Genomic DNA, 14,080 nt, shown 5'->3' with positions numbered 1-14,080 from the left:
ACGGATGCGGATAGACGTGACAGGCGAACCGACGGAGGCGTAACCTCGCCCTCGTGCAGACGATCCTCGTAGTACTTCCTGAGCGCGCCGGCTGAGGCCAGCAGCACAGGCTTCGTCAGCGCGCGCACCCCTCGCACCGTCGGCCCGTCCGACGCGAGGGGTTTTCTGTTTGCAGGACCAGCCAGTCGAGCACCACACGCAGCACCCACCAGCAGCAGGGAGACACCGATGGTCCAGGGCCCCCACCCGGCACCGCCGCGGATGCCCGTGAGCCCCGCCGTGGTCGGCGCGACCGCGCGTCCCGCGCCCCCGAGCGCGCCCACGCCGGTCGTTCCGTCCGAGCGGGTCGAGCGCGTGACCGAGCAGGTCACGGGCGCGAAGTCGATCGTGCGCTCGCTCGAGGAGGTCGGCGCGGAGGTCGTCTTCGGGATCCCCGGTGGCGCGATCCTGCCGACGTACGACCCGCTCATGGACTCGACCCGCCTGCGGCACATCCTCGTGCGGCACGAGCAGGGTGCGGGCCACGCCGCGACCGGCTACGCGGCCGCGACCGGCCGGGTCGGCGTGTGCATGGCGACGTCGGGCCCGGGCGCGACGAACCTCGTGACGCCCATCGCCGACGCCAACATGGACTCGGTGCCCATGGTCGCGATCACGGGGCAGGTCGGCGCCGCGATGATCGGCACGGACGCGTTCCAGGAGGCCGACATCGTCGGCATCACGCTCCCGATCACCAAGCACAACTACCTCGTCACCGACCCCGCCGACATCCCGCGGGTCATCGCCGAGGCGTTCCACGTCGCCGCGTCCGGGCGGCCCGGGCCCGTGCTCGTCGACATCGCGAAGTCCGCGATGCAGGCGTCCACCACGTTCGCGTGGCCGCAGGAGGTCTCGCTGCCCGGGTACCACCCGGTCACCAAGCCGCACGCCAAGCAGATCCGCGAGGCCGCACGCCTGCTCGCCACGTCGCGGCGCCCGGTGCTGTACGTCGGCGGCGGCGTCATCCGCGCGCGTGCCGCCGAGCAGCTGCGCCGGCTCACCGACGCCTCGGGCGCCCCGGTGGTCACGACGCTCATGGCCCGCGGCGCGCTGCCGGACACGCACCCGCAGCACCTGGGGATGCCCGGCATGCACGGCACGGTCGCGGCCGTCGCCGCGCTGCAGAAGGCCGACCTGATCGTCGCCCTCGGTGCCCGGTTCGACGACCGCGTCACGGGCCTGCTCTCGTCGTTCGCGCCGCACGCGACAGTCGTCCACGCCGACATCGACCCCGCCGAGATCGGCAAGAACAAGGCGGTCGACGTCCCGATCGTCGGCGACCTGCGCGAGGTCCTGACCGACCTGCTCCCGGAGCTCGAGCGCGAGCACGCGCACCACGGCAAGCCGGACCTCGAGGGCTGGTGGCGCCAGCTGGACGCGTGGCGCGAGACGTTCGGGCTGGGCTTCGACGAGCCCTCCGACGGTCACCTCGCACCGCAGCACGTCATCCAGCGCATCGGCGAGCTCACCGGGCCCGAGGCGACGTATGTCGCGGGTGTCGGGCAGCACCAGATGTGGGCCGCGCAGTTCATCAAGTACGAGCGACCGAACTCGTGGCTCAACTCCGGCGGCCTGGGCACCATGGGCTACGCCGTGCCCGCGGCCATGGGCGCCAAGGTCGGTGAGCCGGACCGCACCGTCTGGGCGATCGACGGCGACGGCTGCTTCCAGATGACCAACCAGGAGCTCGCGACCTGCGCGATCAACGACATCCCGATCAAGGTCGCGGTCGTCAACAACTCCTCGCTCGGCATGGTCCGCCAGTGGCAGACGCTGTTCTACGAGTCCCGGTACTCGAACACCGACCTGCACACCGGCCACGGCACCCGCCGCATCCCGGACTTCGTCAAGCTCGCCGACGCGTACGGCTGCGTGGGCCTGCGCTGCGAGACGAAGGCCGACGTGGACGCGACGATCAAGCGCGCCCTCGAGATCGACGACCAGCCCGTCGTCGTCGACTTCACCGTCTCGCGCGACGCGATGGTGTGGCCGATGGTCGCCGCGGGCGTGAGCAACGACGACATCCAGTACGCACGCGGGATCTCCCCGGCGTGGGACCGGGAGGACTGATGAGCCGCCACACCTTGTCCGTGCTCGTCGAGAACAAGCCCGGCGTGCTGACGCGCGTCGCGGGGCTGTTCGCGCGGCGGGCGTTCAACATCCACTCCCTGGCCGTGGGCCCGACGGAGCACGACGAGATCTCGCGGATCACGGTCGTCGTCGACGTCGACGAGCTGCCCCTGGAGCAGGTGACCAAGCAGCTGAACAAGCTGATCAACGTCATCAAGATCGTCGAGCTCGAGGACGCCGCCTCGGTCCAGCGCGAGCTGCTGCTCGTCAAGGTCAAGGCGGACGTCACGCAGCGCACGTCGGTGCTCGAGGTCGTGCAGCTGTTCCGCGCGCACGTCGTCGACGTCGTGCCGGACACGGTCGTCGTCGAGGCGACCGGCTCGCCGGGCAAGCTCGACGCGCTCCTGACGGCCCTGGAGCCGTTCGGCATCCGTGAGATCGTGCAGTCCGGCACCGTGGCCATCGGCCGCGGGTCCCGCTCGATCACGGACCGGGCGCTCGAGCGCGTCACGCGCTCCGCCTGATACACCGTTCCCAGACCTGCCAGTCCGCACGACCCCGCTCGGGACCCCGAGCGACCCCATCTGAAGGAGAGACCCATCGTGGCCGAGCTGTTCTACGACGACGACGCCGACCTGTCGATCATCCAGTCCAAGAAGGTCGCCGTCGTCGGCTACGGCAGCCAGGGGCACGCGCACTCGCTGAACCTGCGCGACTCCGGCGTCGACGTGACCGTCGGTCTGCGCGAGGGCTCCCCGTCGCGGGCGAAGGCCGAGAACCAGGGCCTCGCGGTCGCGTCGGTCGCCGACGCGGTGCGGGACGCGGACGTCGTCGTGATCCTGGCGCCCGACCAGGTCCAGCGGATCGTCTACCGCGACGAGATCGAGCCGAACCTCAAGGACGGCGCCGCGCTCGTCTTCGGCCACGGCTTCAACATCCGCTTCGGCTACATCCAGCCGGCCGCGGGGCACGACGTGCTCATGGTCGCCCCCAAGGGCCCGGGGCACCTGGTGCGCCGCGAGTACGTCGACGGCCGCGGCGTCCCGGTGATCGTCGCCGTGGAGCAGGACGCGTCGGGCGCCGCGTGGGACCTCGCGCTCTCGTACGCCAAGGCGATCGGCGGCCTGCGTGCCGCGGGCATCAAGACGACGTTCACCGAGGAGACCGAGACCGACCTGTTCGGTGAGCAGGCCGTCCTGTGCGGTGGCGTCTCGCAGCTCATCCAGTACGGCTTCGAGACGCTGACCGAGGCGGGCTACCAGCCCGAGGTCGCGTACTTCGAGGTGCTGCACGAGCTCAAGCTGATCGTCGACCTCATCTGGGAGGGCGGCATCACCAAGCAGCGCTGGTCGGTGTCCGACACGGCCGAGTACGGCGACTACGTCTCGGGCCCGCGCGTCATCACGCCGGACGTCAAGGCGAACATGCAGGCCGTGCTCGCCGACATCCAGAACGGCGCGTTCGCCAAGCGCTTCATCGACGACCAGGACGCCGGCGCGCCGGAGTTCAAGGCGCTGCGCGAGAAGGGCCAGAACCACCCGATCGAGCCGGTCGGCCGCGAGCTGCGCAAGCTGTTCGCGTGGGTGAAGCCGTCCGACCAGGACTACACCGAGGGCTCGGCCGCGCGCTGACGCCACGTCGACGGACGCCACACGACTGCGCACGCGCGCGGACGTGTGGCGTCCGTCGTCCCAGGGCAGGATGGGCCGCACCAACCGACTCCGGAGGGCAGGTCCATGAGCGAGTACGACGAGGGTGTGGCCGGGCACGCGCAGGTCGCGGCGGACGGCGACCAGCGGATCACGGCGTTCTGGCAGGCGGCGCGTGGCCACGTGGGGTTCGGCAAGCTGGACGGGATCGTGGGCGCCGTGCCGCTCGACGTGGTGCCGCCGCCGTCGTTCTCGTACGGGTCGGGTGCGGAGGCGGACGACGCGGTCCGGGAGGTCCTCGCGGGGGAGCGCTCGCGCACGACGAGCGCGCGTGCGGACTTCGCCGCGGGTGACGACCTGCCGCGGGTCGGTGACCTGGCGATCGTGCTGGACAGCCTGGGCGAGCCGCGCGCGCTGATCCGTACGACCCAGGTCACGGTGACGGACACGGCGGTCGACGAGGCGTACGAGCTGGTGTACCCGACGCACGGTCCGACGCCTCCGGTGGACTGACGGGTCCGCCGCCGCGCGGGTCGGATGGTGAGATGGGTGTCCGGTTGGTGGGACGTCCCGCGTAGGGTGGAGCCATGAGCAGCAACGCCACGCAGATCAGCCTCGCCGTCGTCGCCGGTGACGGGATCGGCACCGAGGTCGTCGAGCAGGGCCTCCTCGTGCTCGACGCGGCACTCGCGGGATCGGGCGTCGGTGTGAGCACCACGGAGTTCGACCTGGGCGCGCGCCGCTGGCACGCGACGGGCGAGACGCTGACGGACGGTGACCTCGAGGCGATCCGTACGCACGACGCGATCCTCCTGGGCGCGATCGGCGACCCGAGCGTCCCGTCGGGCGTGCTCGAGCGCGGCCTGCTGCTCAAGCTCCGCTTCGCGCTGGACCACTACGTCAACCTGCGCCCGGGCAAGCTGTTCCCCGGCGTGACGAGCCCGCTCGCGGCGCCCGGCGACGTCGACTTCGTCGTGGTGCGCGAAGGCACCGAGGGCCCGTACGTGGGCAACGGCGGCGCGATCCGCGTCGGCACGCCGCACGAGGTCGCCAACGAGGTGAGCGTCAACACGGCGTTCGGCGTCGAGCGCGTGGTCCGTGACGCGTTCGCGCGCGCCGCGGCCCGCCCGCGCAAGAAGCTCACGCTCGTGCACAAGCACAACGTGCTGGTGCACGCCGGTCACCTGTGGCGCCGCACGGTCGAGGCCGTCAACGCCGAGTTCCCGGACGTCACGGTGGACTACCTGCACGTGGACGCCGCGACGATCTTCCTGGTCACGAACCCGAGCCGGTTCGACGTGATCGTCACCGACAACCTGTTCGGCGACATCCTCACCGACCTCGCGGCCGCCGTCACGGGCGGCATCGGCCTCGCGGCCAGCGCCAACATCAACCCGGACCGCACGGCGCCGAGCATGTTCGAGCCGGTGCACGGCTCCGCGCCCGACATCGCCGGCCAGGGCAAGGCGGACCCCACCGCCACCGTGCTCTCGGTCGCGCTCCTGCTGGACCACCTCGGCCTGCACACCCACGCGCAGGCCGTCGAGGACGCCGTCGCGGCCGACCTGGCCGAGCGCGGCGCCGCCGAGCGAGTACGGTCGACGGCCGAGGTGGGCAAGGACCTCGCCGCGCGCGTCGCGGGCTGACCTCCCGTCCTGCCGAAGGCCGTCGCTCCCCGTCCCGGGTCCCCGGTGACGGGACGGCCGGTCCGTCCCTGACGTCCGTCGCGCACGCGACGGGCGCGAGGGGCGGTGCATCAGGCCGCCACCGCCGGGTACCGTCAGACCAGCCCAGGTGAAAGGCCCTCCCATGAGCACCGTCGCTTCCTCCACGTCCGCCGACCTCTTCGAGGTGCACGCGACGACGAGCCCCGTGCCCGACGCCCAGCGCGCCGAGCTGCTGGCCGCGCCGAAGTTCGGCACGGTCTTCACGGACCACATGGCCCGCATCTCCTACACGCACGGCGAGGGCTGGCACGGCCGGCGCGTCGAGCCCTACGGCCCGCTGCAGCTCGACCCGGCGACCGCGGTGCTGCACTACGGCCAGGAGATCTTCGAGGGCCTCAAGGCGTACCGGCACGCCGACGGCTCGGTGTGGACGTTCCGGCCGCACGCCAACGCCGAGCGGTTCGCGCGGTCGGCCGAGCGGCTCGCGCTCCCGCAGCTGTCCGAGGCGGACTTCCTCGGGTCCATCGAGGCGCTCGTGCGCACCGACGCCGCGTGGATCCCCACGGGTGACGAGACCAGCCTGTACCTGCGCCCGTTCATGTACGCCTCGGAGTCGTTCCTCGGGGTGCGGCCCTCGCTCGAGGTCGAGTACCTCGTCATCGCCTCGCCGGTCGGACCGTACTTCTCGGGCGGTGTGAAGCCGGTGGCGATCTGGGTCGACCAGGAGTACCACCGCGCGGGTGCGGGTGGCACGGGCGCCGCGAAGTGCGGCGGCAACTACGCCGCGAGCCTCCTGCCGCAGCAGAACGCGTACGAGCAGGGCTGCGAGCAGGTCTGCTTCCTCGACGCGTCGACCAACACGTACCTCGAGGAGCTCGGGGGCATGAACGTGTTCGTCGTGCGGGCGGACGGCTCGGTCGCCACGCCGCCCGTGTCGGGCTCGATCCTCGAGGGCGTCACGCGCTCGTCGATCCTGCAGCTCCTGACGGACGCGGGGCACGAGGTCTGCGAGGCGCCCCTCGCGCTCGCGGACCTGCGCGCGGGGCTCGAGGACGGCTCGGTCACCGAGGTGTTCGCGTGCGGCACGGCCGCCGTGATCACGCCGATCGGCCGCCTCAAGAGCACCGACTTCGACCTGACCGTCGGGGACGGCGAGGCCGGTGCGGTGACGACGCGGACGCGCGCCGAGCTGACCGACATCCAGTACGGCCGCGCGACCGACCGGCACGGCTGGCTGCACCGCCTGGCCTGACGCGCCGGCGCGCACGACGAGGGGCGTCCCGGCCGGGGCGCCCCTCGCGTCGTGCGGCGACTGGTGTGGGGACCAGTGCGGGGACCAGTGCGGGTCCGAAGGGTGGACCCGGCGCGCGGCGGGCGTGACCGCGGGGCGTGGGGTGTGTCACCATGGCCGCATGTCCCCGTGGACCTCGATTATCGACTAGCGCGTCGGCCCACCCGCCGGCGCGCAGACCTCCCGTACCCCGGGGGGTCTTTTTGTTGGTCCGGGGCCGTCTCACGAGGACGCACCCGTCCGACGAAGCCCGTCCCCGCAGTCCCGCACGCCTGAAGAGAGCACCTCCGTGACCGCACCGACCTCCGACACGACTCTCAGCCCCGCCCTGCCCGCAGGCGCGTTCCAGGTCTACGACACCACGCTGCGTGACGGCGCGCAGCAGGAGGGCATCGCGCTGTCCGTGGCCGACAAGATCGTGGTCGCGGGCCTGCTCGACGAGCTCGGCGTCGGGTTCATCGAGGGCGGCTGGCCCGGTGCGGTGCCCAAGGACACGGAGTTCTTCAAGCGTGCCGCCAAGGAGCTCGACCTGCGCAACGCCGAGCTCGCGGCGTTCGGCGCGACCCGCAAGCCCGGGCAGCGCGCGTCGCGGGATCCGCAGGTGCGTGCTCTCGTCGACTCCGAGGCGCCGGTCGTCGCGCTCGTCGCGAAGAGCGACATCCGGCACGCCGAGCGCGCGCTGCGCACCACGGGCGAGGAGAACCTCGCGATGATCGCCGACTCGGTGTCGTTCCTCGTCGGTGAGGGGCGCCGGGTCGTGGTCGACGCCGAGCACTTCTTCGACGGCTTCCGGTTCGACGCCGCCTACGCGCGCGCGGCCGTGCTGACGGCGTTCGAGGCGGGTGCCGAGGTCGTCGCGCTGTGCGACACCAACGGCGGCATGGTGCCGTCCTGGGTCGCGCAGGTCGTCGCGGACGTGCGCGCGGCCGTCGGGCCCGACGCGGTGCTGGGCATGCACGCGCACAACGACTCGGGGTGCGCGGTGGCGAACACGCTCGCCGCGGTCGAGGCCGGCTGCCGGCACGTGCAGGGCACGGTGAACGGGTACGGCGAGCGCACCGGCAACGCGGACCTGCTCGCCGTCGTCGCGAACCTCGAGCTCAAGTACGGCCTGCCGGTGCTCGCGCGCGACGAGGAGCGGTCGTCGGGACTCGCGGAGCTGACCCGCATCGCCCACGCCATCAGTGAGGTCACCAACATCTCGCCGTTCGCGCGGTCGCCGTACGTGGGCGCGAGCGCGTTCGCGCACAAGGCCGGGCTGCACGCCTCGGCGATCAAGGTCGACCCGGACCTGTACCAGCACACCGACCCGGCGCTCGTCGGCAACGACATGCGCATGCTCGTGTCCGACATGGCCGGTCGCGCGTCGATCGAGCTCAAGGGCCGCGAGCTCGGCTTCGACCTGTCGCAGCGCCCCGAGGTCCTGTCGCGCGTGACCGAGCGCGTCAAGGACGCCGAGGCGCGCGGGTACACGTACGAGGCGGCGGACGCGTCGTTCGAGCTGCTGCTCGTCGAGGAGATCGAGGGCGCCCGCCCGCAGTACTTCACCGTCGAGTCGTGGCGCACGATCGTCGAGCGTGCGGGCGGTCGTGGCACGCCCGCGAACGCGGAGGCCACCGTCAAGCTGCACGCGGGTGGTGAGCGGTTCGTCTCCACGGGCGAGGGCAACGGCCCGGTCAACGCGCTCGACCACGCGCTGCGCCAGGCGCTCGTCGGCGTGTACCCCGAGCTCGAGGACTTCGAGCTCATCGACTTCAAGGTCCGCATCCTCGACTCGATGCACGGCACCGACGCCGTCACGCGCGTGCTCATCGAGCACACCGACGGCCAGGCCGTGTGGCAGACGGTGGGCGTCGGGCCGAACCTGCTCGAGGCGTCGTGGGAGGCGCTCACCGACGGGACCATCTGGGGGCTGCGTCGACGCGGGGTCGCCCCGCGCTGACGCGCGTCCGGGGGACGGCGTTAGCGGTGCGGGGCGAAGCGGCCTAGCCTCGGACCAGGCCGCCGGCGCAGGTGGCCTGCGGGCAACGATCAGCCTGGTGGACCGGGCGGGGAGGGACGCGCGTGACGAGCTCCGAGCCGGTCGGTCCCGGCGTCCCACCCGGGCCCGACGAGGGGTCGGGCCGCGGCCGCTGGTGGGTCGTCGCGTCGCTCGTCGTGCTCGCGCTCGTGCTCGTCGCGCTGCTCGTCGCCCAGCCGTGGGCCGACCACGAGACCGAGCCCGTGGTCGTCCCGACCGCCACCGCCGCGGCGTCCAGCGCCGCCGGCACCACGCCCGCGCCGACGCCGACGCCCAGCGCGTCACCGACGGCACCACCCGTCCCGGGAGCCGATGCCGTGTTCGACGACCGCACCATGCGCACCCTGCTCGTCCAGAAGGCCGACCTCGTCGCCGACGTGCCCGCGGCCGCGGACGGCGTGGAGGTCGGCATCGGGATGGGCGAGCTCGCGTGGGGGCTGCCGGAGGGGTCGTCGGTCGAGCCCGCCGACTGCACCGTGGCCGTGACGGTCGTCGCGGACCCGCCGCCCGGGTTCGTCGCGCGGTCGTACGTCAACGACAAGGTCGACTTCGTGCAGCAGGTCGTGCGCCTCGCCGACCCGGCGGCCGCGCAGGAGGCGTTCCGCGACCTGGTGACGACGGTCGACGGCTGCCCGACGTACTCGCAGGCCAACCCCGGGATGGACGGCGCCACGTGGACCGCGGAGCCGGCGATCGAAGGGCAGGGGGTGTACCCCGCGGTGGTGCAGGAGGTGGTGCACAGCGCCGAGGGTGTCGACGCGCCGTCGTACCGCGGGCACGTGCTCGTCGGGAACACGATCGTGACGTGGACGGCGACCGCGCTCGGCGAGGGTGACCGCGGCGAGCTGCTCGCGTCGCTCGGCACACCCGAGTCGTTGTCGACGATGGTGCAGGAACGCGCGCACGACGCGGTGCAGGCGCTCGGGTGACCGCACCGTCGCCGCGCCTAGGCTGGTGCCGTGACGGACGACGAGCCCACGCTGCACGGTGAGTACAAGGTGGCGGGCGGCAAGCTCGTCACCGTCGACCTGACGGTCCGCGACGGCGTCCTGGCCGACGTCCGCGTCGCCGGAGACTTCTTCCTCGAGCCCGACGAGGCGCTCGCCGAGATCGACGCCGCCCTGACCGGCCTGCCGCGGGACACGACGACGAGCCGGCTCGCCGAGGCGGTGCGCACCCGGCTGGCCGACGCGCAGGACACCGGGCGGCTGCTCGGTCCGGTCGCGATGGTCGGGTTCGACGAGCGAGCGGTGGCGGTCGCGGTGCGCCGCGCTCTCGGGCTGTCCACCACCTGGGAGGACCACACGTTCGAGGTGCTGCGCCCCGGCCCGCTGCCGCCCGCCCTGCACACCGCGCTCGACCAGGTGCTGACCGAGGACCTCGCGGCGGGCCGTCGCGGCCCGACGCTGCGGTTCTGGGAGTGGGACGAGCCCGCGGTGGTCATCGGGTCGTTCCAGTCGCTGCGCAACGAGGTCGACCTCGAGGCCGCCGAGCGCTACGGCATCACCGTGGTGCGCCGGATCTCGGGCGGCGGGGCGATGTTCATGGAGGCGGGCAACTGCATCACGTTCTCGCTCGTCGTGCCCGCGTCGCTCGTCGACGGCATGACGTTCGAGGAGTCCTACGCGTTCCTCAACCAGTGGGTCCTGGGGGCGCTCGCGGACGTGGGCGTGCAGGCCGCGATCACCGGCCTCAACGACATCGCGTCACCCGCGGGCAAGCTGGCCGGGTCCGCGCAGAAGCGCGTCGTCGGCGGCGCGGTGCTGCACCACGTGACGATGTCGTACGACATCGACGCGGCCAAGATGCTCGAGGTCCTGCGCATCGGCCGCGAGAAGGTGTCCGACAAGGGCACGCGCAGCGCCGCGAAGCGCGTCGACCCGGTGCGCTCGCAGACGCACCTGCCGCGCGAGGCGGTCATCGACGCGTTCGAGGCGCACTTCCGCGCGCACTACCCGAGCGTGCCCGGCGAGCTGCGTGCCGACGAGCTCGAGCGCGCCGAGGAGCTGCGCCGCACGAAGTTCGCGGACCCGTCGTGGACCGCCCGCGTGCCGTGACGCGTCGGGCGCCGCGCTGGACGGGCCGCGCTGGACGGGCCGCGCTGGACGAGCCGCGCTAGACGAGCCGCGCCTGGCCGGCCAGCACGACGAGCAGCGCCACCGTCCCGACGACCGCCGAGCCCACCGCCACGGCGGCGACGAGACCGCCGCCCGCGGTGCGCCACGCGCCCCCCGTGTACCGGCGCAACGCGACGCGCACCACCAGCGCCGCGGCGACGAGCCCGAGCACCGTGACGACCCACGCCACGGGCCCGACGAGCTCCTGCAGCAGCCGCCCGGCCGCGACCGATCCCGCGGCGAGGCCGAGCCCGGTGCGGCGCCACGCGAGACGCGTGCGCTCGAGCGCGAGCCCCTGCTCACGGGGCGCACGCCCGCTCATCGCAGCAGCAGCCCGAGCAGCACGAGCGCGCCCGCCGCGAGCACCCCCGCGACGAGCACGAAGAAGCCGACCGGTGCGGGCAGCGGAGCCCCGCGGCGCACGGCCTGCTCGGCGCGCGCCCAGCCCCACCACGCGAGCAGCGGCGTGAGCGTGCCGAGGACCACGAGGACGACCGACGCCGCGAGCCGCAGCCGCTCCTCGACCGGAAGGTCGAGCGCCTCGAGCGCGACGCCGCCCGCGAGCAGCGCGAGCGAGGTGCGCACCCACGCGAGGAACGTGCGCTCGTTCGCGAGCGAGAACCGCGCGTCGGGCTCGTCCCCCTGGCCGTACACCCAGGTGGGACGACGGCGGTCGGGTGTCTCGCTCACCCCGCCATTGTGCGGTCCCGGGGCGCCGGTGCGTATCTGGACGCGCACGTCTCGCCCCTGGTGTGCAGGACTCGGCGGTCCCACGACACGAACGGGACGAGGGACGGGAGGGGCCGATGCAGGAGAGCTCGACGCTCGACCGCGAGCTGCGGCGCATGGCGCTGCTGCACGCGCGCGAGCTGGCGGCACTGCGCCGCGCACGCCCCCGGGTCCGCCGCGTCCGCGCTCAGCTCGTCGTCGCGGGCCGACTGCCGAACACCGCGGTGCCGACGCGCACGATCGTCGCCCCGTGAGCGACGGCGACCTCCAGGTCGCCGCTCATCCCCATCGACAGCTCGACCGCCTTCGCCGTGCCGGGTGCGCCGCTGCCGACCACCTCGTCCCGGATCGCCGCCAGCCGGTCGTAGCCCGCGGCGACCACGCGCTCGTCGTCGGACCGCGCACCCACCGTCATGAACCCGACGAGCCGCACCCCGGCCAGCGCCCCGACCGCCCGGGCGAGCGCGGCCGCCTCGTGCGGCGCCACGCCGCTCTTGGTCGGCTCGCCCGAGACGTTCACCTGGACCATCACGTCCAGCCCGTCGCCCGCGCGCGCGGCGAGGCGCTGCGCCAGGTCGAGCGACGCCACGGTCTCGACGCACGTCGCCCAGCGCAGCGCGGCGTTCACCTTGTTGGACTGCAGCGGGCCGATGAAGTGCCACGCGGGGGAGTGCCCGACGAGCGCGGGGGCCTTCGCCACGAGCTCCTGCACCCGGTTCTCACCGAGGAGCACGGGGGTGAGCGACGGGTCGGCCGCGCGCGCCGCGGCGTCCGCCTCGAGCACCGCGCGGACCGTCTCGAGTGGCTGCGCCTTGGACGCCAGGAGCAGGCGCACGCCGTCGCGCCCGGCGGCCGCGCACGCGCGTGCGACGCGCTCGCGGACCGCGGCGAGCCGTGCGGGCAGGTCGTCCTCCACGGCCAGCGAACCTAGCCCACCCTCGCCCGTCGCGACCAACCCGTCCGGGATCGGGGGCGGACCAGGGTGTCCACCGATCCCCATGCCCTCGCGCGCATGGCAGCCTGAGCGGGTGAAGACCCTGCTCAACGTCATCTGGCTCGTGCTCGCCGGGCTCTGGCTCGCGCTCGGCTACGTCGTCGCCGGCGTCGTCTGCTGCCTGCTCGTCGTGACGATCCCGTTCGGCATCGCGTCGTTCCGGATCGCCGGCTACGCGCTGTGGCCGTTCGGTCGCACCGTCGTCGACAAGCCCACCGCGGGTGCCTGGTCCACGATCGGCAACGTCATCTGGCTCCTCGTCGCGGGCATCTGGCTCGCGATCGGGCACGTGCTCACCGCGATCCCGCTGTTCGTGTCGATCATCGGGATCCCGCTGGGCGTCGCGAACCTCAAGATGATCCCCGTCTCGCTGCTGCCCCTCGGCCGGCGGGTGGTGCCGAGCGACCGCCCGTTCGCCTAGGCCTTGGCGATGTCCGCGACCGTCGCGTCCGTGAGACGCACGAGGTCGTCGGGCGCGAGCTCGACGTCGAGCCCGCGGCGGCCACCCGAGACGAACACGGTGTCGAACAGCCACACCGTCTCGTCGACCACCGTCGGATGGGCCTGGCGCTGGCCGAGCGGGGAGATGCCGCCCACCACGTAGCCCGTCGCGCGCTCCGCGTCGGGCTTCGGCGCCATGGCGGCCTTCTTGCCGCCGGCCGCCGCGGCGAGCGCCTTGAGGTCGAGCTGGCCCGTCACGGGGACGACCGCGACCGTGAGCGTGCCGTCGACGACCGTCATCAGCGTCTTGAAGACCTGCTCGGGCGGGACACCGAGCACCTGCGCGGCCTCGAGCCCGTAGCCGACGTCCGACGCCGGGTCGTGCTCGTACGGGTGCGCGGTGTGCGGGACGCCCGCCGCGGCGAGCGCCACGAGCGCGGGGGTCCCGGTAGGCGCGTGCTTGACGTTCTTGGCCACGCGACCAGCCTAGGGCGGTCTCAGACCGCCAGGCCGACGAGCGTCCCGATGCCCCACGTGACGATCATCGCGACCGAGCCCCCGACGACGTTGCGTCGCACGGCCGGCCACACGGGCGCGCCCGAGACGCGGGCGCTCACCGAGCCGGTCAGCACCAGGGCCAGCGCGACCGCGGCGAACACCGCGGGCACGAGGCCGCCGCCCCACGGCACGAGCGCCACGAGCAAGGGCACGAGCCCGCCCAGCAGGAACGCGCCGAGCGACGCGAACGCCGCGTGCCACGGGTGGACGAGCTCGTGCTCGGGCAGCTGCGCGACGCGCTCCGCGTCGCGCTGCGAGCTCACCGAGACGTACTCGCCGGCGGCCATCGAGAGCGCACCGGCGACCAGACCCGCGACACCGGCCATGAGGATCGCGCTCGAGCCCGGCGACGCGCCGGCCACGCCGACCACCAGCGCGGCGATCGAGACGATGCCGTCGTTCGCGCCCAGGACGCCCGCGCGCAGACCGTTGAGGGCGATGCCGTCGATCGGCTCGCCGACGGGGCGCGAGTCGGGACGCAGGATCGTCGAGAGCGTGGCCATGC

General features: G+C 73.3%; 16 protein-coding genes. 11 read left to right on the top strand and 5 right to left on the bottom strand.

Annotated features, from left to right (window positions below):
- Positions 1-228 precede the first annotated feature (228 nt).
- From ACT17Q_RS11655 to ACT17Q_RS11615, 9 genes are all read left to right on the top strand, one after another.
- Positions 229-2,109 carry an acetolactate synthase large subunit gene (locus tag ACT17Q_RS11655; RefSeq protein WP_094179496.1) on the top strand — a complete coding sequence of 627 codons (1,881 nt, stop codon included), beginning with the start codon at positions 229-231 and terminating at the stop codon, positions 2,107-2,109.
- Complete coding sequence (gene ilvN, locus ACT17Q_RS11650; protein WP_094179497.1) at positions 2,109-2,633, top strand: acetolactate synthase small subunit; 525 nt, start codon at positions 2,109-2,111, stop codon at positions 2,631-2,633. Before ACT17Q_RS11655 ends, ilvN begins: the two co-directional genes overlap by 1 nt.
- A 78-nt stretch (positions 2,634-2,711) precedes the next feature.
- Positions 2,712-3,740 carry a ketol-acid reductoisomerase gene (gene ilvC, locus ACT17Q_RS11645; protein ID WP_094179498.1) on the top strand — a complete coding sequence of 343 codons (1,029 nt, stop codon included), beginning with the start codon at positions 2,712-2,714 and terminating at the stop codon, positions 3,738-3,740.
- Positions 3,741-3,845: 105 nt separating this feature from the next.
- Positions 3,846-4,271 (top strand): hypothetical protein, encoded by a 426-nt coding sequence (locus ACT17Q_RS11640; protein ID WP_094179499.1) that lies wholly within the window; start codon positions 3,846-3,848, stop codon positions 4,269-4,271.
- 74 nt (positions 4,272-4,345) lie between these two features.
- Positions 4,346-5,404 carry a 3-isopropylmalate dehydrogenase gene (locus ACT17Q_RS11635; RefSeq protein WP_094179500.1) on the top strand — a complete coding sequence of 353 codons (1,059 nt, stop codon included), beginning with the start codon at positions 4,346-4,348 and terminating at the stop codon, positions 5,402-5,404.
- Between the two features lie 163 nt (positions 5,405-5,567).
- On the top strand, positions 5,568-6,677 hold the full coding sequence (locus ACT17Q_RS11630; RefSeq protein ID WP_444662574.1) for a branched-chain amino acid aminotransferase: 1,110 nt from the start codon (positions 5,568-5,570) through the stop codon (positions 6,675-6,677).
- A 328-nt stretch (positions 6,678-7,005) separates the two neighbouring features.
- On the top strand, positions 7,006-8,658 hold the full coding sequence (gene cimA / locus ACT17Q_RS11625) for a citramalate synthase (RefSeq protein WP_444662572.1): 1,653 nt from the start codon (positions 7,006-7,008) through the stop codon (positions 8,656-8,658).
- Positions 8,659-8,780: 122 nt separating this feature from the next.
- On the top strand, positions 8,781-9,665 hold the full coding sequence (locus ACT17Q_RS11620) for a hypothetical protein (RefSeq protein ID WP_444662570.1): 885 nt from the start codon (positions 8,781-8,783) through the stop codon (positions 9,663-9,665).
- Between the two features lie 51 nt (positions 9,666-9,716).
- A complete protein-coding gene (locus ACT17Q_RS11615; protein WP_141319073.1) occupies positions 9,717-10,793 on the top strand; it encodes a lipoate--protein ligase family protein in 1,077 nt (358 codons plus the stop codon).
- Between the two features lie 58 nt (positions 10,794-10,851).
- Here ACT17Q_RS11615 and ACT17Q_RS11610 read toward each other — a convergent pair whose 3' ends face one another.
- Together ACT17Q_RS11610 and ACT17Q_RS11605 are read right to left on the bottom strand one after the other, a co-directional pair.
- Positions 10,852-11,175: a DUF202 domain-containing protein gene (locus ACT17Q_RS11610; protein WP_444662568.1), complete on the bottom strand. Its 324-nt coding sequence runs from the start codon at positions 11,173-11,175 to the stop codon at positions 10,852-10,854.
- A complete protein-coding gene (locus ACT17Q_RS11605; RefSeq protein ID WP_094179503.1) occupies positions 11,172-11,543 on the bottom strand; it encodes a YidH family protein in 372 nt (123 codons plus the stop codon). Before ACT17Q_RS11605 ends, ACT17Q_RS11610 begins: the two co-directional genes overlap by 4 nt.
- Positions 11,544-11,659: 116 nt before the next feature.
- Here ACT17Q_RS11605 and ACT17Q_RS11600 point away from each other — a divergent pair, with 116 nt between their 5' ends.
- A complete protein-coding gene (locus ACT17Q_RS11600) occupies positions 11,660-11,836 on the top strand; it encodes a hypothetical protein (protein ID WP_157732465.1) in 177 nt (58 codons plus the stop codon).
- Here ACT17Q_RS11600 and ACT17Q_RS11595 read toward each other — a convergent pair.
- Positions 11,770-12,498: a YggS family pyridoxal phosphate-dependent enzyme gene (locus ACT17Q_RS11595; protein WP_444662566.1), complete on the bottom strand. Its 729-nt coding sequence runs from the start codon at positions 12,496-12,498 to the stop codon at positions 11,770-11,772. The two genes, ACT17Q_RS11600 and ACT17Q_RS11595, sit on opposite strands and share 67 nt — an antisense overlap.
- A 112-nt stretch (positions 12,499-12,610) precedes the next feature.
- Between ACT17Q_RS11595 and ACT17Q_RS11590 the strand changes: the two genes are divergently transcribed.
- Entirely contained in the window at positions 12,611-12,997 is a 387-nt protein-coding gene (locus tag ACT17Q_RS11590; protein WP_094179505.1) for a YccF domain-containing protein, read from the top strand.
- On the opposite strand, the gene ybaK is transcribed toward ACT17Q_RS11590, so the two are convergent.
- Complete coding sequence (gene ybaK / locus ACT17Q_RS11585; protein WP_094179506.1) at positions 12,994-13,494, bottom strand: Cys-tRNA(Pro) deacylase; 501 nt, start codon at positions 13,492-13,494, stop codon at positions 12,994-12,996. The genes ACT17Q_RS11590 and ybaK overlap by 4 nt on opposite strands.
- Before the next feature lie 20 nt (positions 13,495-13,514).
- Positions 13,515-14,078: a VIT1/CCC1 transporter family protein gene (locus ACT17Q_RS11580; protein ID WP_094179507.1), complete on the bottom strand. Its 564-nt coding sequence runs from the start codon at positions 14,076-14,078 to the stop codon at positions 13,515-13,517.
- Positions 14,079-14,080: the final 2 nt, after the last annotated feature.

The sequence above is a fragment of the Cellulomonas sp. CW35 genome, from assembly GCF_052378485.1.
Taxonomy (GTDB): domain Bacteria; phylum Actinomycetota; class Actinomycetes; order Actinomycetales; family Cellulomonadaceae; genus Cellulomonas; species Cellulomonas uda.
The sequence above is the reverse complement of the archived record's forward strand: the minus strand, read 5'-3'. Positions and strand labels throughout refer to the sequence as shown.